27 protein-coding genes are annotated in these 25992 nt (G+C 40.3%); 11 read left to right on the top strand and 16 right to left on the bottom strand.

All coding sequences use genetic code 11. The features are described from left to right. Positions 1 to 33: 33 nt before the first annotated feature. The 8 genes from JSQ81_RS13285 to JSQ81_RS13250 form a co-directional block, all read right to left on the bottom strand. Positions 34 to 759, bottom strand: coding sequence for an ATP-binding cassette domain-containing protein (locus tag JSQ81_RS13285; protein WP_212604502.1), 726 nt, complete (start codon positions 757 to 759; stop codon positions 34 to 36). Continuing rightward, positions 756 to 1556 (bottom strand): hypothetical protein, encoded by an 801-nt coding sequence (locus tag JSQ81_RS13280; RefSeq protein ID WP_212604501.1) that lies wholly within the window; start codon positions 1554 to 1556, stop codon positions 756 to 758. The genes JSQ81_RS13285 and JSQ81_RS13280 overlap by 4 nt, the downstream gene beginning before the upstream one ends. After that, positions 1549 to 2100 carry an RNA polymerase sigma factor gene (locus JSQ81_RS13275; RefSeq protein ID WP_212604500.1) on the bottom strand — a complete coding sequence of 184 codons (552 nt, stop codon included), beginning with the start codon at positions 2098 to 2100 and terminating at the stop codon, positions 1549 to 1551. The genes JSQ81_RS13280 and JSQ81_RS13275 overlap by 8 nt, the downstream gene beginning before the upstream one ends. 18 nt (positions 2101 to 2118) lie before the next feature. Further along, a complete protein-coding gene (locus JSQ81_RS13270; RefSeq protein WP_212604499.1) occupies positions 2119 to 2802 on the bottom strand; it encodes a hypothetical protein in 684 nt (227 codons plus the stop codon). Beyond that, positions 2799 to 4922, bottom strand: coding sequence for an ABC transporter permease (locus JSQ81_RS13265; protein WP_212604498.1), 2124 nt, complete (start codon positions 4920 to 4922; stop codon positions 2799 to 2801). Before JSQ81_RS13265 ends, JSQ81_RS13270 begins: the two co-directional genes overlap by 4 nt. After that, a complete protein-coding gene (locus JSQ81_RS13260; protein ID WP_212604497.1) occupies positions 4919 to 5794 on the bottom strand; it encodes an ABC transporter ATP-binding protein in 876 nt (291 codons plus the stop codon). The genes JSQ81_RS13265 and JSQ81_RS13260 overlap by 4 nt, the downstream gene beginning before the upstream one ends. Positions 5795 to 5915: 121 nt before the next feature. After that, positions 5916 to 7355 (bottom strand): proline--tRNA ligase, encoded by a 1440-nt coding sequence (proS, locus tag JSQ81_RS13255; RefSeq protein WP_212604496.1) that lies wholly within the window; start codon positions 7353 to 7355, stop codon positions 5916 to 5918. 284 nt (positions 7356 to 7639) lie between these two features. Next, a complete protein-coding gene (locus JSQ81_RS13250) occupies positions 7640 to 8140 on the bottom strand; it encodes a DUF3231 family protein (RefSeq protein ID WP_212604495.1) in 501 nt (166 codons plus the stop codon). Between the two features lie 192 nt (positions 8141 to 8332). Here JSQ81_RS13250 and JSQ81_RS13245 point away from each other — a divergent pair, with 192 nt between their 5' ends. Further along, entirely contained in the window at positions 8333 to 9256 is a 924-nt protein-coding gene (locus JSQ81_RS13245) for a c-type cytochrome (RefSeq protein ID WP_212604494.1), read from the top strand. A gap of 71 nt (positions 9257 to 9327) precedes the next feature. On the opposite strand, the gene JSQ81_RS13240 is transcribed toward JSQ81_RS13245, so the two are convergent. Next, complete coding sequence (locus tag JSQ81_RS13240) at positions 9328 to 9945, bottom strand: cyclase family protein (RefSeq protein ID WP_212604493.1); 618 nt, start codon at positions 9943 to 9945, stop codon at positions 9328 to 9330. Positions 9946 to 10250: 305 nt separating this feature from the next. Here JSQ81_RS13240 and zwf point away from each other — a divergent pair, with 305 nt between their 5' ends. Further along, positions 10251 to 11693, top strand: coding sequence for a glucose-6-phosphate dehydrogenase (gene zwf / locus JSQ81_RS13235; RefSeq protein ID WP_212607666.1), 1443 nt, complete (start codon positions 10251 to 10253; stop codon positions 11691 to 11693). Between the two features lie 28 nt (positions 11694 to 11721). After that, the gene (locus JSQ81_RS13230; protein WP_212604492.1) at positions 11722 to 12063 is read left to right on the top strand and encodes a zinc ribbon domain-containing protein YjdM; all 342 of its coding nucleotides are present in this window, start codon (positions 11722 to 11724) and stop codon (positions 12061 to 12063) included. A gap of 52 nt (positions 12064 to 12115) precedes the next feature. On the opposite strand, the gene JSQ81_RS13225 is transcribed toward JSQ81_RS13230, so the two are convergent. Continuing rightward, positions 12116 to 12754: a TetR/AcrR family transcriptional regulator gene (locus tag JSQ81_RS13225; protein WP_212604491.1), complete on the bottom strand. Its 639-nt coding sequence runs from the start codon at positions 12752 to 12754 to the stop codon at positions 12116 to 12118. Between the two features lie 136 nt (positions 12755 to 12890). Here JSQ81_RS13225 and JSQ81_RS13220 point away from each other — a divergent pair, with 136 nt between their 5' ends. The 8 genes from JSQ81_RS13220 to JSQ81_RS13185 all read left to right on the top strand — a co-directional run bounded on the left by JSQ81_RS13220 (position 12891) and on the right by JSQ81_RS13185 (position 19716). Beyond that, positions 12891 to 13634, top strand: coding sequence for an SDR family NAD(P)-dependent oxidoreductase (locus tag JSQ81_RS13220; protein ID WP_212604490.1), 744 nt, complete (start codon positions 12891 to 12893; stop codon positions 13632 to 13634). A 369-nt stretch (positions 13635 to 14003) separates the two neighbouring features. After that, on the top strand, positions 14004 to 14600 hold the full coding sequence (locus tag JSQ81_RS13215; RefSeq protein ID WP_212604489.1) for a GNAT family N-acetyltransferase: 597 nt from the start codon (positions 14004 to 14006) through the stop codon (positions 14598 to 14600). Between the two features lie 243 nt (positions 14601 to 14843). After that, the gene (locus JSQ81_RS13210; protein ID WP_212604488.1) at positions 14844 to 15611 is read left to right on the top strand and encodes a dioxygenase family protein; all 768 of its coding nucleotides are present in this window, start codon (positions 14844 to 14846) and stop codon (positions 15609 to 15611) included. After that, positions 15584 to 16540, top strand: a complete 957-nt coding sequence (locus tag JSQ81_RS13205) for an alpha/beta fold hydrolase (RefSeq protein WP_371812546.1) — start codon at positions 15584 to 15586, stop codon at positions 16538 to 16540. The genes JSQ81_RS13210 and JSQ81_RS13205 overlap by 28 nt, the downstream gene beginning before the upstream one ends. After that, positions 16537 to 17274 (top strand): carboxymuconolactone decarboxylase family protein, encoded by a 738-nt coding sequence (locus JSQ81_RS13200; protein WP_212604486.1) that lies wholly within the window; start codon positions 16537 to 16539, stop codon positions 17272 to 17274. Before JSQ81_RS13205 ends, JSQ81_RS13200 begins: the two co-directional genes overlap by 4 nt. After that, entirely contained in the window at positions 17271 to 17957 is a 687-nt protein-coding gene (locus JSQ81_RS13195; protein WP_212604485.1) for a CoA transferase subunit A, read from the top strand. Before JSQ81_RS13200 ends, JSQ81_RS13195 begins: the two co-directional genes overlap by 4 nt. After that, a complete protein-coding gene (locus tag JSQ81_RS13190; RefSeq protein ID WP_249336539.1) occupies positions 17954 to 18604 on the top strand; it encodes a 3-oxoacid CoA-transferase subunit B in 651 nt (216 codons plus the stop codon). The genes JSQ81_RS13195 and JSQ81_RS13190 overlap by 4 nt, the downstream gene beginning before the upstream one ends. Continuing rightward, the gene (locus JSQ81_RS13185; RefSeq protein ID WP_212604484.1) at positions 18601 to 19716 is read left to right on the top strand and encodes a muconate cycloisomerase family protein; all 1116 of its coding nucleotides are present in this window, start codon (positions 18601 to 18603) and stop codon (positions 19714 to 19716) included. The genes JSQ81_RS13190 and JSQ81_RS13185 overlap by 4 nt, the downstream gene beginning before the upstream one ends. A gap of 56 nt (positions 19717 to 19772) precedes the next feature. Here JSQ81_RS13185 and JSQ81_RS13180 read toward each other — a convergent pair whose 3' ends face one another. The 6 genes from JSQ81_RS13180 to JSQ81_RS13155 form a co-directional block, all read right to left on the bottom strand. After that, on the bottom strand, positions 19773 to 20687 hold the full coding sequence (locus JSQ81_RS13180; RefSeq protein ID WP_212604483.1) for a nucleoside hydrolase: 915 nt from the start codon (positions 20685 to 20687) through the stop codon (positions 19773 to 19775). Positions 20688 to 20880: 193 nt separating this feature from the next. Beyond that, complete coding sequence (locus tag JSQ81_RS13175; RefSeq protein ID WP_212604482.1) at positions 20881 to 23292, bottom strand: heavy metal translocating P-type ATPase; 2412 nt, start codon at positions 23290 to 23292, stop codon at positions 20881 to 20883. A gap of 95 nt (positions 23293 to 23387) precedes the next feature. Continuing rightward, complete coding sequence (locus JSQ81_RS13170) at positions 23388 to 23588, bottom strand: copper ion binding protein (RefSeq protein WP_212604481.1); 201 nt, start codon at positions 23586 to 23588, stop codon at positions 23388 to 23390. Between the two features lie 64 nt (positions 23589 to 23652). Then, positions 23653 to 23940, bottom strand: a complete 288-nt coding sequence (locus tag JSQ81_RS13165; protein ID WP_172372809.1) for a metal-sensitive transcriptional regulator — start codon at positions 23938 to 23940, stop codon at positions 23653 to 23655. 187 nt (positions 23941 to 24127) lie between these two features. Next, positions 24128 to 24892: a YibE/F family protein gene (locus JSQ81_RS13160; protein ID WP_212604480.1), complete on the bottom strand. Its 765-nt coding sequence runs from the start codon at positions 24890 to 24892 to the stop codon at positions 24128 to 24130. Next, positions 24889 to 25968 carry a YibE/F family protein gene (locus JSQ81_RS13155; protein WP_212607664.1) on the bottom strand — a complete coding sequence of 360 codons (1080 nt, stop codon included), beginning with the start codon at positions 25966 to 25968 and terminating at the stop codon, positions 24889 to 24891. Before JSQ81_RS13155 ends, JSQ81_RS13160 begins: the two co-directional genes overlap by 4 nt. Positions 25969 to 25992: the final 24 nt, after the last annotated feature.

Here is a 25992-nt window from a genome sequence, read left to right as displayed (position 1 = left end):
AATAAATAACGCTCCCTTGCAATTGAGGGAGCGTTATTTTTCATTTAGTACTGTTAATTTTTTTACTACCTCATCAAGTTCATCAACACCGCCGTAAAGGCACAGCTCCCCTTCATCCATGTAGAGGACGCTGTTGTCTTCTGATTGATTAATTTCTTCAAGCAAATGTGTGCTAATAATTACAATGCTATGAAATGAAAGTCGCTGGATTACACGTTTAAAAAACAGCTTCTCCTCCGTGTCTAGACCCTCAAAAGGTTCATCCAAAATACAAATACGTGGTTGGTTAAGAAGCGCTTGGATCAACCCCACTTTTTGTAGTTGCCCGCCTGAAAGGTTTCGAAGTTTTTTTCGTTTAAGCTTTAATAAGTTAGCATCATTTAACCATGCATTCAGTAAAGCTTTAACCTGTGCATGAGGAATCCCCTTATGGAAAGCCATATAGGTTAAATATCGTTCAACCGTCATTTCAGCATGACCTGTAAAATGCTGGGGCATAAAACCAATGACTTTCCTTACTTCCTCGACCGTTAAGGGCAAGCGATGTGTTCCAATTTTTTCATCGCGGATTAATTTTGTATAATTTATCGTTCCTTGATTGGGTGATGTGGCGGTCGCAATCACTTTTAAAAGCGTGCTTTTTCCTGCCCCATTTTTCCCGACAACGTACGTAATTCCTGATTTAAATGAGCATGTGATTTCATGTAAAACGCCGACATTCTCTATTGTGAACCCTACATTTGTAAGTGCGATTCTCACGTCAATTTCCTCCGGCGGTTTTTCAATGGAACACTTAAAAGTAAAAGGACAGAAATTCCAATTACAACAATATTCGTGAGTAAGAAATAATCATTACCAGGCAACTGAAATAATGCCGCGAATTTTAATTGCTTCTCCAAAAGAACTTGAGCAAACCAAACAAAGAGCGCAAGGAGTATACCGATTTTTTGACCTAACCACATAGTAGCAACAAATCCAACGACCCCGAAAAATAGAATCGGCGTAAATGAACTCAATAAGTACAAAACCGAGCTTACACTTCCAAGTATGATAAAACTTAGTGGCAATGTAATCGCCAATTGTATGGCCATTACAATCATAAATCGTGTAAACATCTGTTGCACTAAGGGGTAATAACTTAACGTTTCAATGATTTCATTGCCTTCATTTTTCGAGCGAAATGCATAACCCATACCCGCGATTATGATTAATGTGATCCACTTAATCCATGTTAGGAAATCCGTTTCCGCGTTCCCACCATTTTGGCTAATCGTAATCGTCAAAATGAGAAGCACAATGCCTGTAAGAAGCCAGCTACGTCCACCGTGAAAATTCCATTGGGATAAAAACAAACTGGTCACTTTTGATGGTATTGATTGTGTTTCTTGTTGTGCTTCCAGCGCAGCCCGCATATCAACTGGCTTACTGTCATCTGCTTCCTTTATTTTTTGAATTAGATTCAGCGTTTGCTCTCTCGAAGGTTCAAGGGCGGTAAAACGTTCAAAACTGCTTTTCCACTCTTTTTCTAAACGTGATAATTCATGGTCCTCATTCATTGACGCCCGCCCCTTTCTGCTCATCTTCCAGTAAAATTTGCTCCAGTTGTTTTAAACCCCTCGAAATCCAAGTTTTCACCGTGCCCAAAGGAATTTCCAATGCTGAAGCAATTTCCGCGTACTGTAAATCTTGATAAAACCGTAAATACAGAACCATTCGGTAATCAGGCGACAATTGTTCCAAGGAGTCAATCATCCATTGACGTTCAAGCTGGCGATCTATAATATGATGAAGCTTGCCGTGTACTTCCACAATTCTATCTGTGGAATGCTCTCTTTTCGTAGATGCTTTACGCCAATAATCACGACAACAATTTGTCGCGATTTTATACATCCACGGTTTAAAGGAATCTGGAGTATACCCTTTTTGTCCCTGCTGATAAATCTTCATAAACGTATCTTGAACAATATCCTCGGCTAGCTTTTCATCCTTCAGCAATCGGTACACATAGCCATACAGAGGTTTATGATACCGGAAAACAAGTGTGTCTAATGCCGAGTCATTCCCGAATGATAATTGGCGCATATAATCTTCATCTTGCATTCCTATCCCCCCATACTCTCATGCCGTTTTCCGATCGAATTGCAGCATTGCGATTCCCGTTAATAAAACACCTATCCCCATATAAAAAAATCGATTGTAAAGAATCCAATGATTTTCATTTGCAAAAAATCCAGTTTCGCCTTTCACAAACGTATACACACTGCCATACTTCAGTAAAATCACATTTAAATCCCCTAAAAACAGACCGCCAAATTCATAAAACATCCAAAATAGAATCCCCGCCAATAAACCGCCAACTGAATGATTGGCGATGACTGTCCCCACAACAACAAATCCAGCAATTACGATATAGATTGGGATTGTAAACGCTAAACCTTGCCAAACAAAAATTCCCGCGGTGGGTGTCAAACTTACTGTTACGACACTTAGCAAACCGATAAAAATAATCGTTGAAAATAGGAGCCTTTCCAAAAGAAAAATCGACCTAGAAATTGGGTAAGTAATTGCCTGCAGATAAAATTTCGAATCAAAATCAATAGACATACACCATTGTAAGATGATCACGAACCAAATCGGTACCGCCTCTTCATAAACGATACTCAATAAGTCTTCTACTGTATAGGTCCCTTGGCTATAAATTACAAGTGCTGTAATCGGGATAAGCAACATCACACAAATTGAGTATACTGATGTAAACCATAACTTCAAAATCAGTCGAAGTCGAATCAAAAACCCGTTCATAAGATTGAATCTCTTTCGTATAATTGCAAAGCTTTTTCTATATCAAATTCGGACTTGTCTTCCAATTGAGCATATTGATGATAAATAAATTTAATAACCTCACTTAATTTTCCTTGTTCTTCATAATTCGCTAAAACCTCTACAAGTTCCGTCTCTTCCATCGGTGTAACCATTGGGCTGTACCACTTCTTAAAACTGCCTTCATCTTGAAATGCACTAAAAATCGACCATTCAACAAGTTCATTCAACAAGTGTAAATCTGTGCTTCTATCCAAAGTAAAGTCCACAAGATAATGAATCGCTGAATAGGCAATCGTCGACTCCCTCGTATCTCCAAGATAGCCATTTCCCCACACAAGAAACTCTTGGCTTGGCGTATGTCGTGTCAGGTAAGAATGCTCATCATTCAAAATATAAATAACTTCCGGCGTCATTGAGACTTCCAACCATTCTTCAATAAAGTTCCAAGTTTTTTGGTACTCCCCGATTGTTTCCCCGACACTTTTTAACACTTCTGGATGTCCAACGACCCGGATTTGGTCGACCGTCGTTTCTTTTATATTTCCACCAACTAAAGATAACCCATATTGTGTCGTTCCATGATAGAGACCAGCACCCGCTTTTGGGATTGATAAAGCTAGCGGAATTTCATTATTCTCATTTATTATTTCAACTGTGAATTCAGTAGGGAAATCCTCTACAAGTCTTCCATTTCTTTGTTCAAATTTCACAAAGCGCTTGTCATGCTCATACGCAATCACCAATTGACGTTCTCCGATAAGTGGATACCAACCCGCTTCTTTCGGAAGATACACTCGGTTGTTTTGAATAAATGAATGCTCCACGTAACCATCTTCACGATACTGCAAAATACTCCCATGATAATTTAAACTTAACTCGAATGCATCACCTGGTTCAATCAATTCTTCAAAACGTACAGTAACCAAATCACCCTCACGTGAACATGTAGCTTCTGCAGATTCACTACTACAATTTGACACTTCAAGTTCATGATACAAAGTCAGATAGACCTCATTTGTTGCTTTATCGCCATTATGCTTGATAGTCAAATTGCTTGTCACATTTATTTGATTGTCAGGTTGCAGTTGAACAGCTAAATCAGTACGTTCCATTGAAAACTCATATTTCGTATGATCAAGATAGGCATCATAATAGGAGTTCTCCCATATCCAATAATCTTCTTCCTCCCCTTCAAACTCTTTCGTATACTGCTGGCCAGTGGTGATAAAATGTTCCAGTGCTTGATTGTATTGCCCATAACGAATACCGCCTAACAAAAGTGTCGGAATCACAAGGATACTTATTAATATAGGGACAATTCGTTTTTCCTTCTGTCCCCTCCGGTTTGAACGGAAGAGCAACAATGTCACAAGAATAAGGATGATTCCGAGAAATAAAACGATGACTTGATGCAATATCGTACTCCCAAGCACCCGATCAATTCCCCATATTCCTTCATAAGGCGACTCAATGAACATATAGTCGAATGGTGTCAACAAGTGAAACCTTGGATTATCATACGTTAAAGCAACGCCAGTATAATCAAAAGGAAGCCCCAAAGAGAGAACTAAAATAGCTGGAATAGCAAGATAAGCAAACATGTTTTTCATTAAGATTCCGAATAAAAAACCTAGCGAAATCAATAAAAAGAATGCACCTTCAATTTGAACAAATAAATAGAAGACATTTATTGCTAAATCACCGACTGCCATCTTTCCGATCGCTAACCAACCGGCTTGAATTAATAATGTGATGAGCGTAATCGAAAGACCATACAATTGCGTAACCAACCATTTCCCCATTATCCATTCGACATTTTTCACCTGATAAGTCGCGACTAAATATTCAAATTCATTTTCCCGATCTTTCCCCGCCATATAAACAGCTAATAAACCTATGATTAATAAATTCAACATGGTCATCCAGATAAATCCGCTATAAAATGCTACTGTCCGCTCCCTAAAATGCAGCTCTTGAATTTCATAAGAAATTATGATGTATCCCCAACCCAATAAATTTATTATCAAAGGTAGCACGATAAATTTATTACGAAGCAATAGCAATAATTCAGTGCGAAAAATCATCTTTAACACACTCATTTACTCACCCCGTTAATAACCGCCATATATCCATCTTCAATCGTAGGTTGCACGGCTATGGCATGCTCATTTGGCGAGGTTTCTGCAATTATTCTAAAAACGACATTATTATTTTCCCTTCGACTTGAAATAATGGCGTATTCTTTTTCTACAAGATCGTATTCGGAATAAGGAACAGATAACTCCCAAACATAGTTTACAGCTTGGGTAGCTAGTGATTCGGTTGTACCTTGAAAAAGTACTTCCCCTTGATTTAACACCGCGACTTTTTCACAGCTCGATTCAATATCGCTAATAATATGAGTGGATAAAATAATGGTATGATGTTTACTCAATTTTTCAATGACATTGCGAAATCGAATTCGCTCAGATGGATCAAGACCCGCTGTTGGTTCATCGAGAATGATTAATTTGGGATTGCCTAGAAGTGCTTGTGCAATACCGAGACGCCTTTTCATGCCACCTGAATAGCTTTTAATTTTTTTATTGGCTTGTGGTTGAAGATTGACCTCATCTAAAAGCCTTTCGACTTGTTCGGTTCGTTCCTTTTTATCAATAACACCTTTCATCGATCCAACATAATGTAAAAATTCTCTACCTGTGAATTGACCTGGTGCATGAAAATGTTGCGGTAAATAACCAAGCAATCCCCGAACTTTATCTCCTTCTTTTAAGAGGTTTTTATCATAAATCGTTACGTCTCCATCCTCCCAAGGAAGAATCGTACTCAGCACTTTCATTAAAGTGGTTTTTCCCGCCCCATTCGGTCCCAATAAACCAAATAATCCCGTATCAATTTCAAGGTGAACATCTTTTAATACTTGAGCTTTGCGATAGGATTTATTTAACCCTTCTATTTTTATCGTCGGCATAGAAATCTCTCCCCCAAATACATTTCTACCGCTTACACGGATAGGTGCATAGGAATGTTTCACTCGAATAAAAAAACGCTCCTTCCAGCATTCTGAAGAGGAGCGTTTCCATTTCATTTAGTTAATAAGCTCTTGCGAACCATACAGTATGTTTCGACTCTTTACCACAATTAATGCAAGCTGATTTCTTTGTTGGTGGATTGAACGGAATATTACGTGTTGTAAATTTCGTTTCATCTTTCACTTGTTCTTCGCAAGCATCTTCCCCGCACCAACCAGCAAGCACCCAACCAGGGATTTCTCCTTTTTCCGCAGACTTCGCAATATGTTTCGCCAATTGTTCGAGTGAATCGACATGCGTATGGGAATGATTTTCACGGAATGCGCGTGCTTTTTCAAGTAAACGTGTTTGCATCGTATTTAATGCACCTTCAACGCAATCCGTGATGGTTGGTAGTGCAACTGCAACTTTCTCTTCTTCATCACGCGCTTTAATGAGCGCTTCATTTTTCGCTAAATCACGTGGCCCCAATTCGACTCGAACTGGAACACCTTTTAACTCCCACTCATTGAATTTGTAGCCCGGTGATTGATCGGAATCATCTAGACGTACGCGAATTCCTCGTCCTTTTAATTCTACAAAAACTTCATCTAATTTTTCCATGATTTCGGGACTTTTCTTCCACGGTCCAACTGGTATCAAAACCACTTGTGTCGGTGCAATTCGCGGCGGTAATACAAGACCTTGTTCGTCACCGTGCGTCATAATGACCGAACCGATTAAACGGGTAGACGTTCCCCAAGAAGTTGTATGAACGAATTCATGCTTATTCTCTTTCGTTAAATATTTAATATCAAAAGCTTCAGCAAATTTAGTCCCCAAGTAATGTGAAGTCCCTGCTTGAACTGCTTTCCCGTCCTTCATCATCGCTTCTATTGAATATGTATCTACCGCACCCGCAAAGCGTTCAGAAGGTGTTTTTTGTCCATCGTAAACCGGTATTGCCAGTAACTCTTCTACCACTTCTTTATATATATTCAGCATTTGCATCGTTTCTGCGCGTGCTTCTTCTTCATCTACATGTGCGGTATGCCCTTCCTGCCATAAAAACTCAGAGGTCCGAATGAAAGGAAGCGTCTTCTTTTCCCATCGGAAGACGTTTGCCCATTGGTTTATAAGGACCGGTAAATCACGATAGCTTTTTATCCAATCTGAATAGAGATGCCCAATCATCGTTTCAGAAGTTGGTCGTAACGCTAAACGTTCTTCTAACTTCTCCCCCGCCGCTTCTGTAACCCAAGGAAGCTCAGGTGAAAAACCTTCGATGTGATCTTTTTCTTTTTCAAAAAACGACTCCGGAATTAACATCGGAAAATACGCATTACGATGCCCCGTTTCTTTAAAACGCCGATCCATTTCAGCCTGAATATGTTCCCAAATTTCATAGCCATCGGGTTTAAAGGCGATGCATCCGCGAACTGGCGTGTAATCCATTAAGTCCGCTTTTTGAATCGTATCGATATACCACTTCGAAAAATCATTTTTCTGTAGATTCGTCATAGAATTTCCCTCCTAAAATAATAAAAAGCACAAAGTTGTCCTTATGAAAGGACGTCTTTGTGCTGAATAGACGTGGTACCACCTTAGTTTAGCTTAACGTAAGCCCTCTAAACGTTTGATAACGAAAACGACTCGGTTATGTTTGCATAACGTCTCAGTGGTAGGTTTCGATAAAAAGCAGTGATATAGCTCTCAGCTTTCGCTATATTTTCTGTTTCACAATTCTTATTTACTTGGCCACGTCGAAGAGTTCCCACTATTATAACAATTCATTGGCTTAATTGCTAATTTGAAGTAAGATGTGGCGGTGGAATAATCCAACCCTTGTCTTTATTCATTCGCAATAACTTCGCGCCAAACATGATTTTATCTTTCAGATATTTAGCGAACATCGTAGCGATATCTTCTCTCAGGCACTGCCCCATCACTTGGCTTATCGACACCATTCCTTGTCCGACATTTATCGACATGGCGGCACTAATTTCTGGATCCATAAACCTTGCGCCAGCAGGAATGTCTTCTGCATTCGCTGTTCCTCGACCAGGTAATGCAGGCGGAGGCGTAATACCGTTCTCTTGCAAAAGACCCTCAAGCTCTTTTACTTCTGATTTCATTGTTTGAACAGCTTCTTTTAGAAGCTTGATTAAATCCTCATCTGCTGCATGATTAACGAATGCCTCGTAGCCACTGATTAAGCCATTATTCGCGCCAATATATGCCCATACTCCAATAACTTCACCGTAATGCATTGGTTCTTTTTTCGGATTTCCTTCCATAACGCCCATAAATAACATTCCTCCTGTTGATATTTTTCAAAGTTCTATCAACAAGAGTATGTACTATATAAAGGTTCATTATGCAGTTGTCTAAATAACTCACTTTTCGGAAAAAGGGAGTTTAAAATTGGACTTTTATGTTTAGTACCCGAGATGGCCTGGGTAGAGAAATAGAGGAGGAAGAAAAAGGGAGGTAATTGTGTGAACAGGAGATCTTTATTAATTTTCATCGGGTTTTTACTTATAGTCCCCCTCGTCATCATTGTAATTACCCAAGGCGGTTTTATTCCCAAAGTAGGAAACGCTACGCATGACCCACCATCAATTAATGACATTCCAGAGGGGCAACTCGGGGAAGCGATTTTAAGAGGGCGTGATTTATTACATGACACGTCCAATATTTTAAGATCAGAAGCTGCTTCTATTGAAGACGGCGAAAAAAGAGTGAATGAGCTAACCTGTACAAGCTGCCATGCAGGAAACGGTATTGATGAGAATGTTTCATCATTAGTAGGTGTCTCAGGAGTCTATCCGATTTACAGAGATCGTTCGGATAATATTGTCACGCTAGAAGACCGCATAAATGGATGCATGGTTCGAAGCATGAATGGTCAACCGTTTCCGGAAGGCGACGAAGACGTAAAAGCGATGATTGCTTACATCACCTATATTTCCAAAGGCGTTCCAATCGGTTCGGAACCGGAATGGCTTGGCAAGAACGACATGGAAAACGTACCCACGCCAGATGTTGCGGAAGGCGAGGAAATGTTTCAACAGACTTGCATCACATGCCACGCAAGCGATGGCGCAGGTACAGGTCCAAACACAGGTCCTGCTCTTTGGGGAGAAGGATCATTTAATGATGGAGCCGGAATGGCCCGGTTATCAAAATTCGCTGGATTCATCAAAAATAATATGCCGCAAGATGATCCAGGTTCTCTTTCAAAACAAGAAGCTGCTAATATTGCCGCCTATGTTTTATCGCAGGATCGTCCAGAATGGCAAGGCCATGATGATGATTGGCCAAACGGTGGAGGCCCGACTGATATTATGACCAAAGAACTTCGCGAACAAGTGAAAAACGACACCATCGATTGGGATAAGGTGCTCGGCGAAAGAAAATGAACTGTGTTAAAAAAGCTGTCAAGAAAGTCAGTAAGAACCGATTTTCTATGACAGCCTTTTTTAATCCCTTATTATTTTAACCCTTCGAATAGCAACACTCTTGCAGGCGATCCATCTGTACCCGTTAATTTCAACGGTGCCGCAACCATGAAGTACTCCCCTTGCTCAACTTCCTTTAAGCGAAGTCCTTCTATAATAATGATTTTATTTCCAAATAGTGTTTTATGAGTAGGATGTCCTTCTTGATCCCGTTCGATACCGAGCGTGTCGATTCCAACACCTCTTACACCTAACTCAGAAAGATATTCTGCTCCGTCTTGGGCAAGATAAATAAACTCGAAATTAAATGCATCTTCATATGAGTTTTTCGTTTTCAAAATGACAAAGTCGCCTTTTTGAATATCAAATTGCGCTAAGTCCTCTTTTGAAATCCCGTCTTCCACGTCTGTTAAATCGAACACTTTAGACTGCCCTACAAGGTCTTCCATCGGAACTGATTCAAACGTATCCCCGTCTACAACCATGTGACGCGGCGCATCGATATGCGTTCCTGTGTGCACATCTAGTTCCACCCGCGTTTCAGTGACATAACCATTCGTTACTGTATTAAACGTTGGTTGTTTTTCTGGTTTATCCTTATAAACCGTCATGCCTTCGTAAACTGTTCCTGTTACATCATACATTTTCATATTTTTCACCCATTCATTAAGTATTTTTTCATCTGTCTATACAACTATGTTCGCATGTTCTCCATATTATTGTCTAGTATAGCTGCTTTATTGGCAGCGTCGAAATTAATTAATTTTATAAATTAGTTATCATTTCTTTTTCATTATGCGGGACAATAGTATACTAAGATTTATTCTAATTATTATACCTGACATAACAAAATACTGATTGTAAAAATAGGAGCGATTCAAATATGGAGAACGAAAGCCTATTGGACGAATTTAACGTGAAAGATTCTTTAATTGATGTCCCAGAAAAACGGATAATGGAAGACCTGACTTTTGTTTTATTTGGCGCAACAGGAGACTTGGCGCAACGTAAGTTATTCCCTGCTTTATATAATTTATTTCTCGAAGGAAAAATACCAGGCTCATTTTCTGTAATCGGTTTAGGAAGAAGAGAGTGGTCAAACGAATTTTTCCAATCCAAAGTAGAAGAATCACTTAGAGTCCATTCAAGGAGAGCTGTTCAAACAGCTGGTTTACAAGCGTTTCTAGCGCATTTTCAGTACTGCGCATTTGATGCGACAGACAAGAATTCCTATCAGCTTTTGCACGAGCTCATTGAAAACAGAGAAGCCGAGTTGGGTATACCTGGAAACCGCCTTTTCTATTTATCCGTTGCACCTCAGTTAGTCGAGGTGATTACGTCAAATCTTAACAAAAACGGGATAAACCGTACCAAAGGCTGGAGACGACTCGTTGTTGAAAAGCCATTTGGCACCGATTTAAAATCAGCCAGGCAATTAAATAAGAAATTGAGTGAAGCTTTCAATGAAGTAGAAATTTATAGGATTGACCATTATCTCGGAAAACCGATGGTCCAAAATCTCGAGTCATTGGTATATGCCAATCCGGCCTTAGGATCCTTATTAGATCTTAAACAAATTGCCAATGTTCAAATCACCGCAAGTGAAACAGTCGGCGTCGAAACCCGCGCTGCCTATTATGACCAAGCCGGTGCCATTCGCGATATGGTTCAGAACCACCTGCTCCAGTTGGTGATGATGACCGCCTTGCACATTCCCGAGAAAATAACAGCCAAAGAAGTTAGCCTTAAAAAAATAGAAGTGATTGAATCTCTTCGCCCCATCTCAAAAGAAGATGCACACCGGGATGTTATTCGCGGGCAATATGAATCGGGTGAAGTCCTTGACACACCTGTTGAAGGCTATCAAGAAGAGCCCGGAGTTAAAGCTGGATCAAATATTGACACTTATTTCGCGGCACGCTTATATATTGATACTCCGTATTGGAGCGGAATTCCCATTTATATTCGTACGGGGAAAAGGTTAAACAAGAAATCTACACGCATTGTCATTGAGTTTAAGAATAAAGCAAAAGAAATCCCGGCTGAAGGGATTATCCCGAACTTATTAATACTCGACATTAATCCGAACGAAGGTATTTCTTTAAGGCTGAATATAAAAGATCCTTCAAGCAATCGTTTTGAACCTGCCTGCATTAACTTCACGACTGATTCGGATGATCAGTCGGAAGCCTATGAACTTCTGCTATTTGATGCGATGCTCGGGAATGCGACATTCTTTGCGCATTGGGAAGAGGTTGAATTATCGTGGAAATGGATCCAACCGTTATTAGAAGCGTTTGAAGCGGATATGTTGCCTTTACATCCTTACACTGCGGGCTCAACGGGTCCAGATGCAGCAAATGAACTATTGCAATCAGATAAATTTAATTGGTGGTAATCATTAATTACTTGGAGGGACGAATTTTATGAATGAATTGCCGAATTGTCCAAAATGTAATTCTGAATACACGTATGAAGACGGGAATCTTTTTGTTTGCCCAGAGTGCGCACATGAGTGGACGTTAGAATCAGAAGCTGAAGAGATTGAAGAGCAAAAAGTTTACAAGGACGCCCATGGAAATATTTTAAACGACGGGGATTCTGTCACGGTCATCAAAGACCTTAAAGTCAAAGGAAGCTCATCTGTCGTGAAAAAAGGCACAAAAGTTAAAGATATCCAATTAGTCGATGAAGACCATGATATAAATTGTAAAATTGATGGCATTGGCGCGATGCAGTTGAAAACTGAATTTGTGAAAAAGCTATAACTACAAAAGTTCTGCCCCAAGGTTGATTAAAACAACTTCGAGGCAGAACTTTTTAACTATAAGGACGGAGATAGGAGAGGAGCATTTCCATTAGCATTCGCTGTTGAATATGCGGCGCAATATCATCTTCTAAATAAGAAATTGATGACTTTAATGCGATATTGCTTCCAAATGTCCCGTAGGCATTAATGATTGTAATAATCGCTTCTTTAATCGGAATATCCGCGCGAATCGAACCATCCACTTTTCCATCTTCCGCAATACGCAGCAGGATGTCTGCAATTCTTTTTTGAACATTTATATAATCTTCAATATCTTCCAGTGGCTCTTTGGTAAATGAAGCATAACTTTCAAATGCTTCACGAAATTTTGTGGAGTGTTTTATTTCTGCTGTATTTTTCACCGTTAAATGATCGAGCACTCGCTTTAATCGCTCGACTGCTGGTTGATCTGCAGATACAATCTCTTCAAAGTGTTGAATATTGCGTTCCAAGTTTTGGACTGCGACAGCTACTATGAGTTTATTTTTCTTCGGAAAATAACGGAATAACGTGGCAATGCCTATCCCTTCCGCATCCGCTATATGCTGCATTTGCACATGGTCAAGTCCGTGCTCCAGAAATAATGATTCCGCAGTTTGAATAATACTATTGTAGCGTTTATTTTTATTTTGTTGTTGAATCCCCGTCATCGTTCGACCCCCGTTCTATTTCACATTATATCAGTTTTAAAACTGCTCGCTTTCCTTTGCAATCTTTCTTTGATTAAGCTAAAATTAAATAAAGTGATAGTCCGACTATCACTATTTGAAATGGAGGTATCATCGAATGAGACTTCAAGATAAAGTGGCTGTCGTAACGGGTGCCGGCAGTGGAATGGGTGAGGCAACAGCTATATTATTTGCGCAATCTGGTGCAAAAGTAGTTGCGACCGATATCAACGAAGAAGCTGTTCAAGCTGTCGTTGCAAAAATTACAGAAGCCGGCGGCGAAGCAATCGCAGTCAAACATAACGTAGCGAATAAAGAAGATTGGAAAACTGTTTATGCACAAACAACTGATCAGTTTAGTAAACTCGATATCCTTGTGAACAACGCGGGTATTTCATTTTCAAAAGATTTCCTAGAGCAAACAGAAGAAGATTGGGCACGCTTGTATGCGATTAACGTAAACAGCGTCATGTTCGGCATGCAACTAGCCATTCCTTTAATGATCGAAAATAATGGCGGTTCAATCGTCAACATTTCATCGACCGCTGCCTTAACAGGTATGTCAGGCGCTGGCGGTTACACAGCTTCCAAAGGTGCTGTTCGCTCAATCACTAAGGCAGCGGCAGTAGACTACGGTAAACAAGGGATACGTGTAAATTCTATACACCCCGGTTATATCGTAACGCCAATGAGCGCACCTTATATGGATCAGTATAAAGATTACTTCCTATCACAAATCGCTACCCCGGATTTAGGAAACGCGGAAGATGTAGCATCAGCTATCCTATTCCTGGCTTCAGACGAAGCAAAACACATTTCAGGTGTCGAACTTCCTGTTGATGGCGGTCTTACTGCTAAGTAAAATCAATTTGAAAATGAGTCATGCAAGCTATATTTAGCCACATGATTCATTTTTAATTTCTACATAATTTCACAACTTGATTACGATAAATATCGACCCAATTAATCATCATCTGTTATTTTTTTGAGGTTTATTCCATTCAAATATGCGCAATAAAAAAATATTTAATTTCCGAAAAGTTTCGCTTCATTTTTTCGGCGATTCACCTTATAATTACATTACATTAAAAGAAATCATAATAATATACAACAAAATAATTTGTTGATGCACGTAATGATTAAGCCCATTCTCCTCTAGATTTCTTAATCCAGAGGTTCGATAAGTATTGGGATAGATTTAAAAATATGAAAGATAAAAAGGGGTCCTGTGATGAAAAATATTGAGCTTGTGAATGACATTGTTACAATTCGATCCATGCAACTGACTGATATCGATGCCATCTTCGAAGCAGGTAATTATAGTGAGATATGGACGCATTTGGTGGTAACGATTCAAAGTCGTGAAGATGCTGCGAGATTCGTAGAACAATCATTGTTAAATCAAGAATTAGGCAAGGAACATCCATTTGTCATTATTGACAATAAAACAAATCGCATTATCGGGAGTACGAAACTCATGAATCCCGATCCTTATCATAATCGAATTGAAATTGGTTTTTCATGGCTCTCCCCCGCTTATTGGCGAAGCCCAATCAACTCAAATTGCAAGTATTTGTTAATGCAGTATTGCTTCGAAGTGCTTAATCTTAACCGCATTCAGATCCAGGCGGACGAAAGAAACGAACGTTCAAGAAATGCAATTGCTCGTATTGGTGCCACACAAGAAGGTATTTTACGTGATCATATGGTGCGTAAAGACGGCACACCTCGAAACACTGTTATCTTTAGCGTTATTCGTCCAGAATGGCCAATGGTTAAATTGCACATCCAACAATTATTAATGAACCAGATGCAACCAGCAAGATAAGTTAACTTCCTTAAAAATCCTGTATTTTCTATGCAGGATTTTTTTATTTGTCACTTTTAATTATTTTCAATATTTCCTATTGACAAACATATCATTCTTTATGCTATGATGGAGTTGTACGAATAAACACACATTGTACGTTAAGCGTACAACTACAAGATTAGATGATGACGGTTACATCGAGACTTTTGAACATAGCATTCGCAAAGAAAAGAGAAAACAAATCAAAAGGGGGAAATTAACATGACAAAAGCAGTAGAAGCAAATCCACGTATTTTGAACGCATATGAGGGTTTCGTCAAACACATGAAAAACTTTCTAGATGAACAACAATTCAATCACGAGGAATATACGAATTTCGTCAAATGGGCAGATCAGCTTGGCAGAAGCGGCGAGATTCCATTATTTCTAGATGTATTTGTTGAAACTTATGTTTTAGAATCAAGATACAAAGATGCTCCAGGCACAGAACCTTCCCTTCTAGGTCCTTACTATGAAGAAGACTCACCATTTCTTGAAGGTTCAAAAGTTGTCATTCCGCAAAGACCGGATGAGCCTGGGGACAAATTAAAGTTTTTCGGAAATGTCAGTTCCGTCAATGGATCTCTCGGCAAAACCAAAGTCGAATGGTGGCAGGATGATGCGGATGGACTGTATTCAAACTATGATTCTACTGCGCCCGACTTCAACTTAAGAGGTCATTTTTATACAGACGAAAACGGAGATTTCGAGGTCGAAGCGATTGTTCCAATCCCTTACCAGATCCCGACAAATGGACCAACTGGTGAATTTACATTCGCTGCTGGTTATCATGCATACCGCCCTGCACATATCCACATCAAGTTCGAACACGAGGGACATGAGACATTAATTACGCAAGTGTTCTTTGAAGGAGACGAGTGGTTAGAAACAGATGTTGCCGGTGGCGTGCGTTCTTCATTGACAACAAAACTAATCGATAAAGGCGATTATAAAGAGGCTTCATTAAACTTTGTCATGAGAACCGAATAAGGCAACAACCCTCTAGCTGTCAAGGAAATCTTGACGGTTATTTTGTTAATGTACGCATTACGATCAAAAGAGGTGTGAAAATGGAATTTTATACTGTGAACATCAATGGAAATACCATTCAATTGGCGGATTACCCAGGGAAAAAAGGAACGATTATCGCTATCCACGGGTTAACGGGGACACATAAAAACATGCATTATTATGCGGAAAAATTCAAAGGTGATTATCGATTTATAGCAGTCGATTTACGAGGCCGCGGAAATAGCGCCGAAACAGATGCAGATACATCAATTTTTAAGCATGCTGAAGACATTTTGGGGTTAATTAAAGAACTTAAAATCGACAGCCCAATTCTATTAGGCTATTCAATGGGAGCATTTATAGCAGCAATTGTGGCAAGCAAATTGAAATCTACCAAAGCGGTAATTTTATTGGACGGCGCCGCGAAAGCATCTGATCATCAAAAGGACATTGTACAGCCCTCTTTAGGCAGACTAAGCAGAGAGTTTACGTCGGAAGAGCATTACGTAAGTGAAATACAAAAAATCTACACAAACTTAGGCATCGAGTGGAATGATGTATTGCAAAATACAGTTGAATACGAAGTAGCGCTTGTCGGTGATCATTGGGAGAACAAATCAACAGAAGTCCGAATCGTAGCTGACTTCGAGAGTTTCTTTACGTTTGATCCGGAACAAATTTGTTCGCAAATCGACTGCCCTATCTTGCTTGTCTATGCAGAGGGAAATATTGGTGCCATGCCGCCATTATTTTACTTGACGGATTACGAACAAACTAGGCAATCTACAAAAACAATTGAAACAGTGATTTCTGATTGCAATCATTACACGATGGTTTTCGAAAACCGCGAAGACATTAACGGCTATATCGAAGACTTTCTAAACAAGTATGTGGAGGGAAATGAATGAGTAAAGGATTGGCCTATTTTCAACAAGTTTACGATGAAGTACCTGGCTGGGTGCAAAAAATGCATGATTATAGCCCGGTGGTTCTTGATCATTACACAGGATTACGCGGGGAAATCATGCAGGATGGTGCATTATCCCGCAAAGAGAAGGATGTCCTTTTGGCGAGCATGAATGCAGCAAGATTATACGCTAGAAGCATGGGTTACCATACAAAAGGCGCAATCGATTATGGTTCAACGATTCCTGAGCTGGTCGAGTATCTTTTAGTTTCTTATCAATATGGGGGTATAGATTCTTTAAAAGTTTCGATGGAATCCCTTTCCTATGCACTTGAGTTAAAAGGCCGTCCAGTTGAGCAACCCAAGAAAAATCCAGAAACGATTGATGAAATCATCCAAACAATGATTACGTGGATAGGCGATGACGATACGAGTTTCCTAGAAGATTCACTCGAAATTATCAAAAAAGGAAATCCTGTAGAAATTGAAGCAAAATTACTTGGGGATGGTCTTGTTTCTTCACGTATGAAGCATTTGAACATGGTCGGAAACTATATCACCGAGCTAAAAGGTACAGATGCAACTGATTGGATGGAAAAAGCGAGAGACGTTGGTGCTTCCGAAGAAGATCTTGCAGATGTCGGATACATTTGCATTTTAACATCCGGGATTCCTTCATGGTTTGAAATTAGCGATTCACTTAAACTAGCAAAAAATAAGGAGCGTCATAAATGACTAAAGTTATGGATAACATTCAAGATGCACTGTCCTTTGTTGAAAGCGGGCATACCGTTTTAGTCGGTGGCTTCGGATTAATAGGCGCCCCTCTCTCATTAATAGATGGCTTAACGGCAAAAGATGTTAAGGACCTTACAATCGTCAGCAATAATCTTGGGGAATCAGGAAAAGGACTCGGCATTTTATTGAATCAAAATAAAATAAAAAAAGGCATCGGTTCTTATTTTACGAGTAATCGAGATGTTGGCGACAAATATCAAAAGGGCGAAATTGAATTGGAACTACTCCCCCAAGGCACATTAGCCGAGTCGTTACGTGCTGGCGGGGCTGGCCTCGGCGGTTATTATACGACGACTGGTGTTGGAACGGATTTAGCAAAAGGAAAAGAAGAACGCGAAATTGATGGTGTGAAATATATTTTGGAAAAAGCCATTCGTGCGGATGTTGCACTTATCCGTGCGCATAAGGCCGATACTTTGGGGAATCTCGTCTATTACAAAACAGCTCGTAATTTTAATCCATTAATGGCGACAGCCGCAAAAAAAGTTATCGTAGAAGTGGATGAAATCGTGGAACCAGGCGTGTTGAACCCTGAGGAAATCATAACGCCATTCTTATTCGTCGATGTCATTGTCGAGGCAAACCAAGTGTTGACGAAGGAAGGGGTTGTGGCGAAATGACTATAAAGATAAATCAAGCGAATATGCAACATTCAATCGCAAAACGAGTGGCCCGGGAATTAGAAGGACCTTGTGTCGTGAATTTAGGCATTGGAATCCCGACGATTGTTGCGGAATATTTAACTGACGAGAATATTTATTTGCATACAGAAAACGGCTTGCTTGGTGTGACAGATGTGGAAGAAGCGGATGTGGATCCCAACCTGGTTAATGCCGGAAAGTTACCCGTTGGAGAAGCAATCGGTGCCTCTTATTTTAATAGCTCAGATTCATTCTCTATGATTCGCGGAGGCCATGTTGATGTCGCAATTTTAGGCGCACTCCAAGTAGATGAAACTGGGGTTATTGCAAACTGGGCAGTTCCTGGAAAAGGTATTATGGGTGTCGGCGGCGCTATGGATTTATTGGTCGGAGCGAAAAAAGTGTTCGTGACGATGAGCCATACTTCTAAAGATGGCAGCAGCAAACTCGTAAAGGAATGTACCTACCCCATTACTTCGACTAGAAGCGTCGATATGATTTTTACTGAATTAGCGGTATTCAAGATTGAAGATAAACAGTTACAGCTAGTGGAACTCATGCCAGGTGTAAGTATCGAAGAAGTTAAAGAAAAAACCGAAGCCGAATTTATTGGGGGTCAACCATGAAAATACGTTCCGTTGATGTATACATTCTAGATTTGCCAACGATTCGTCCGCATCAACTCGCCATGCACACGATTGTTTCGCAAACGATTGTCGTCGGTTGCGTCACGGATGACGAAGGACGCGAGGGCTGGTCCGAAGTGGCGACAATCGGAGGCGCCTCTTACGGTGAGTCAACGCCAGAAGCGATTAAGGCCAATATCGACACATATATTACGCCGTTAGTGATTGGAAAGAATCCGGTTCATTTTGACAAAATCATGTTCGAAGTGTCAAAACAAGTTCGCGGAAATCATTTTGCTAAAACTGTAATAGAAGCAGCCATTATCGATTTAGCTGCGCGAAGTAAAGGAGTCCCCGCTTTCGAGTTATTCGGCGGACAGATCCATACTTCACTACCAATCGCCTGGACACTTGCCAGTGGAAATACAGAACAAGATATTGAAGAAGCGAAAGAGTTCTTGCATCAAAAACGCCATAATATCTTCAAATTAAAAATTGGTACTGGTGATCCATTTAAAAACGTGGAACATGTTCGAAAAATTAAGGATGCGGTTGGGGATCAGGCTAGAATCACAGTTGACGTCAATCAGGCGTGGGATGAGGACACCGCAAATTATTGCATTGAAGCTCTAGAAGACGGCGGTGTTTCAATGATCGAGCAACCGCTCCCAACATGGAATTACGAAGGCATGTCCAGATTGACGGCCAGATTCAAAGTGCCAATCATGGCCGATGAAGCCGCAAATAGCATTCAAGATGTCTTCCAAATTTCAAAACACCGGGCAGGTAATTGCATCGCTTTGAAACCATGTAAGGCTGGTGGCCTGACGCAAACGAAGAAAGTTGCGGGAATCGCGGAAGCCGCGGGAATCGGTTTATACGGTGGAACGATGATTGAATCTAGTCTCGGAACAGCAATTTGCGCTCAGGTTTATGCTACCATTCCGGAAATGAAATTCGGGACGGAGATATTTGGTCCTTTATTATTCAAAGATAATATTACGGTGAATGACATTCAATATGAAAATTTCGAAGTCATCATACCGAACGGACCTGGTTTTGGCATGGAAATCGATAGAGAAAAATTGCGTCACTATGCGCGTGCGCTCTAACTATCAAAAGGAAGCACAACACCAATCGATGTCGTGCTTCCTTTTTCGTAATTAATTCATATTACCCTTTCCAAAAAATGTTCTAAAAATCGATTGGCATCAATCTCTGTACATACACGAGTTGTCGCCTCTTCTTCATGGGTACCAACCGTCCTTCCAGCCTCTTCCCCTTCTGTCACAACTTTGACGTTCATCGTCTCCGTCTTAACAAAACTCGAATCGATTGCAACCCCGACAGCAAGCGGATCATGAAGCGCGCAGCCCTTGATACCAGGAAATGTTTTTTCATAATGTCCGATATAAAACTCAGTCATATCTGCAAAGAAATGTCCCTTTTCCTGACCATCAGTACGCCATTTATCGAGCTTTGACTTTGGCAATAATGTTTTCATGGTTACATCAAGTCCGACAAGCGTCAATTGTATACCCGAAGAAAGAACATATTCTGCGGCTTCAGAATCGCATAAGATGTTAGCTTCACTGTATTCATTCACATTTCCTGGAACGTTTACCGCGCCGCCCATTACAATAACTTCTTTAACGAGCGGAATGATTTCCGGCGACTTTTTAATTGCAAGTGCCAGATTAGTCAACGGTCCAACCGCAATCACTGTTATTTCATGTGGACGTTTTTTCACCTGTTCGATAATGAAATCGGGCGCAAATTGACTTTCCGCTTTGGTAATAGGGTCGCTTATAAATCTATCCCCTAAACCACCTTCTCCGTGGACATGTTTCGGCCAGTTTATCTTATCTCGGCCCATCAATGTTTGAGCCGCCCCCTCGTAAACGGGAATCGTTTGCGCTACCTTTTCCAAAACTGTAAGCGTATTTCGCGTTGCATCTACCACCGGCACATTACCGAAAACAGTCGTAAATCCGATCACCTCTAGCTCCGGAGAATTTAATGCATAAGCCATCGCCAAAGCATCATCAATTCCTGTATCTACATCAAATATAATAGGTTTCAAGTTTTTCACTCCATCCAATTAATCAAAGCATTTCGTTGTGGAACCGGTTACATAAAGTACAAATAAAAAGAGACTGGGTACGTCGGAAAAAGTATATCATACCATTTTCATTAACTCAACCTTCTAATTTATTTACAAAAAAAGCATTTCATTCGCCAAATTCACCGCGAATGAAATACCTTTTATAAAACTTTTATAATTTAACTTTCTGCAATCTCAGCGCATTCAACACAACTGACACTGAACTAAATGCCATCGCTGCACCCGCAACCCAAGGAGCCAATAAGCCGATTGCTGCAATCGGAATGCCGACCGTGTTGTAGAAGAATGCGAAAAACAAGTTTTGCTTAATATTGCGCATCGTTTTTCGGCTCATGATGATCGCATCTGCGACACTGTTTAAATCGCCGCGCATCAATGTAATATCCGCCGCCTCAATCGCAATATCCGTCCCTGTTCCGACAGCCATTCCGATATCTGCCGTGGCAAGTGCCGGCGCATCATTGATTCCGTCACCGACCATGGCCACTTTCTTACCTTGATCCTGCAACTTTTTAACCTCTTCACTTTTCTGTTCCGGCAATACTTCCGCTATGATATGAGATATACCCACTTGTTTAGCAATCGCCTCAGCCGTCCGTTGGTTGTCACCTGTCAGCATAATCACATCAAGACCTAATTCCAGCATCCGAGCAACCGCTTCTTTAGACGTCTCTTTCACCGTATCGGCAACAGCCACGACACCAGCAAGCTTCTGATCCACCGCAATGAGCATGGCTGTTTTCCCTTCGGCCTCCAGTTTTTCCATCGCAACTTCCGAATCTAAAATCTCGATTCCACGTTCTCTCATCAGTTTTCTTGTACCAACTAACACGTCTCTACCACTGACATTCGCTTGAATCCCGTAACCCGGTAAAGCTTCGAATTCAGCGACATCTAGTAGTGCCAAGCCTTTTTCCTCTACCCCTCGAACAATCGCCCTTGCCAATGGATGCTCTGACTGATTTTCCGCAGTCGCAATTAATTGCAGAACTTCATCTTCAGTAAAATCCTCCGTAACTGTTATATCAGTTAAAGCTGGTTCACCTTTTGTCACTGTTCCTGTTTTATCCAATATTACCGTATCAACCGCGCGTGTGTTTTCTAAATGCTCTCCGCCTTTAAAGAGCAGCCCCATTTCAGCAGCTCTCCCCGAACCCGCCATAATCGACGTCGGCGTCGCCAATCCGAGTGCACAAGGACATGCAATGACTAAAATCGAAATCGTTGGAATTAGTGCCGAGCGGAAATCACCAGGGGTAACCGCGAAATACCAGATGAAAAACGTCACAACCGCAATGACTACAACAACCGGCACGAATACGCCTGATATTCTGTCTGCCAAACGTTGAATATCCGCCTTCGACCCTTGTGCCTCTTCAACAACTTTTACAATCTGCGCTAACGCTGTATCTTTTCCAACTTTTGTCGCTTTAATTTGCAAGGAACCGTTTTTATTGATCGTTGCGCCAATAACCACGTCACCCGCAACTTTATCAATCGGAATACTCTCCCCTGTAATCATCGATTCATCGATTGCAGAACGCCCATCGAGAATTTCACCATCCACCGGAATTTTTTCACCCGGCTTCACAATAACCACATCGCCTGCAACCACTTGTTCAATCGGGATTTCTTTTTCAATCCCGTCTTGCAGAATTCGGGCCGTTTTCGCCTGCAAGCCAAGCAGCTTTTGAATCGCTTGACTCGTTTTTCCTTTGGCACGAACTTCAAACAGTTTCCCGAGTACAATCAGCGTAATAATGACCGCAGATGCCTCAAAATATAATTCAGGACTGCCTAGGCTGCCGGCATTAACCCATTCAATCGACAAGTAAAGACTGTAGAAATATGCCGCACTCGTACCCAGTGCCACCAAAACATCCATATTAGCACTTTTATTTCTAAGCGCATTAAATGCCCCTTTATAAAACTGCGCACCTACAACGAACTGTACCGGCGTGGCAAGCGTAAGTTGCAGCCATGGATTCATGAGAATTTCCGGCATATAGATAAACGATAAAAAACTAAAATGCGCGACCATCGTCCATAACAATGGAAGTGTCAAAATAAGTGAAAAGATGAACTTTCTATGTTGCTTCTTAATTTCCAATTCCTTATGATCTACTTTTCCCAAACCATCTTGCTTTGGAATTAATTCATACCCCATTTTCTTGACCGCATTGACCATGTCGCCCGTTTCAATCTGACTGTCGTCATATTCAACTGAAATCGTTTCGAGCGCAAAATTTACGTTTGCCTTAGCAACGCCTTCCATTTTATTGATTCTTTTCTCTATTCTTGTCGCGCATGCAGCACACGTCATACCCGTTATATCAAAATCCATTTTTTCTTGTACAACGCTAAATCCAAGCCTTTCAACTCTTTCCTTGAACTCATTTACATTCGTTTTGGTTGGATCATAAACAATCGAAGAACTTTCCAAAGCATAGTTAACATTCGCTTCCTCAACCCCTTCGATTCTAGAAAGGCCTTTTTCAATTCGATTTGCACACGCTGAACATGTCATACCACTAATTTTCAACTTTTGTTCTTTCGTCGTCATTTGTATCTCCTCCGATACGTATAGGGGGTATATTTATTTCATAAAGAAAGATTACACCTGAAAGTATAATCATCCCTTATAATAAACCCTTTTATTTAAGCAAGGTCAAAGCCTTGGTCTTCAATCGTTTCTTTCACTTTAGCTAAAGTTTCCTCATTGCTATATTCCACTAGCACTTCATTGTCCGCAAGATCTACTTTTACCGCTGAAACGCCTGTAAGCGCACCAACACTTGTTTCGATTGACTTTACACAATGGTTACACGACATACCTTCTACTTTTAAAACTTCTTTCATGATTAAAACCTCCCGTTGTATGATTGTTAGTATATTTTCTATTATGTTCAATATTGGATACGATTTACTTAGTCATTGTTTTCATGACACTCATCAATTCTTTTATCGCCTCGTCACCGTCTTGCCCTTTGATCGCTTTCACGACACAATGATGGGTGTGGTCTTCTAGTAAAGCAAGAGAAACTTTATTCATCGCCGATTGTATGGCACTAATCTGGTGTAAAATATCCACACAATAACGGTCATTCTCTACCATTTGATGAACGCCTCGCACCTGCCCTTCAACACGTTTTAAACGGTTTAAAAGCTGTTGCTTATTCGGCTGGACTGTTGTTTTTTTTGTTTCCTCCATAATTTCCCCTCCTTAGGATGAACCCATACCCCGTACCCCTATATTAACGCTTATATGTTAATAATGCAATTTATCTGTTTCCATTATGAATTAAAAAAGGGAAACCTTAACGGCTTGGCTCCCCTAACAATAATACATTCAGCTTCATTCATTCCCATACAAAACAGCTCTCGCAATGCCAATCAAATTACGTTTCGTCATTTCTTCTCACTAGAAAGTAGGCATTAATCCAAGAAGCAATCGGAATGACCAACGCAATCCCAATACCCGCACACAGTATAATAATCATCTCTGCGCCAAATACTTTGGAGTTTACGATTTCCCCAAACGAATATGATAAATCTTTAAACCATAAAAGCAATGCCAAATAGCCACCAATAAAGGCGAAAAATAACGTATTCGTATTCGATCCCAAGATGTCCTTTCCAATACTTATACCAGAAGCGAATAAATCTTTACGGCTAATTGATGGATGATGATTAAAAATTTCACGCATAGGCGAAGTAATAGAAATAGCAACATCCGTTATGGCACCGACTGTACTCATAATAATGACAGAAGCGCCAATCTTAACAAAATCGACACCGATATATAACGAGAATATGCTAAGCTCGTCTATTTCTTCTTCTCCGAACCCTTGAATCATTGTCTTTTTCGTCACGATGGCAATGAATAATAACATAATTGCAATCGTAATCATCGAAGCCAAAAATGCAGTTTTCGTTTTACTATTCACTTCATTTATAAAAAACAAATTGATACAACTAATCAACGTACACGCAATCAAAGTTAAAATAATCGGATTCGCATGTGGGTCCATCATGAAAAATATAGTAAGCATGATTACACCAAAGTTGAAGAATAAAGAAATAAAAGACCGTGCACCCTTTTTACCGCCAATAAGAATCATCAATATCAATAAAATCGCGGCCAACCACACTAATACATTCATAATTTCGCCTTCTTTCGATTAACGAAAAAAATCGACGTATACAAACCGATTGGAATCGCCAATACAATTCCAATTCCACCGGCTAAGGCACGCGCTAATTCTAATGACAGGTTGATGGAAAGCGCAAACGACATTGGCGTGACATTTTTCAAATACAAAATAATAACCGGAATCGAACCGCTAATATAGGCAAAAAACAAGATATTTGTCATCGTTCCCATAATATCTTTTCCGATATCCAAACCTGATTTTTTGAGTGCTTTGACAGGAATATCATTATTCTTTTCATATAACTCGAAAATAGACGAAGACATTGTAATGGCGACATCCATGACGGCCCCCAACGAACCGATGAACAACCCGGCCATAAATACCATTCGATAAGGATGCGTCAGAAACTGCATCTCCTCGTAATGAAGGCCATTTTCAGCAGTCAACCAAAGAACAACGTAGGCGATGAATAGTGAAATAAATGTGCCGAGCAAGGTCGCAACGATTGCCGCATAGGTTTTCTCATTATTACCGTTAACAAGCAACAAGGAAATAACCGTAAATAAAATCACGCATACACCGCAAATCCATAACAAACTTATATTGGCGTTTTTTATATAAATATCGAGTGCATAAGACAATATGACAGCGTTCACTGCCAAACTGATAATCGAAAATAATCCTTGTTTTCTTCCTACGACCAATAAAGTAAAGATAAAAATCCATGTCACGATTAAAATGGATTTATCACGTTTCACGTCTCTAATCGTTCCTGTTATTTCCGTTTCTTTACCCGTATCAATCGCAACAAATAGTTCATTCCCAACGTGGTATTCTTGATCGTAAGCGCCGGATGATGAATAGTCATTCACCAAATGGATAAGCTGTCCTTTTTCCTCCCCATTTTTCAACTCGGCCACGATATGCTGGGTGAACAACTGATCCTCGTTATTATGCATGTCAACCACGTTACTCGTTTCTACCAGTTCAGTTTCGATGATTTTTGCAATAGAGCGTTCATAAAATGAATGATTGTGGTTCACAAAAAATAGAGAGATGATGAAACAAAGCCCTAACAACAACATATATTTATATTTTTTTACTATAAC

The organism is Sporosarcina sp. Marseille-Q4063, from assembly GCF_018309085.1.
GTDB lineage: Bacteria > Bacillota > Bacilli > Bacillales_A > Planococcaceae > Sporosarcina.
This window is presented reverse-complemented; position numbering and strand designations above follow the sequence as displayed.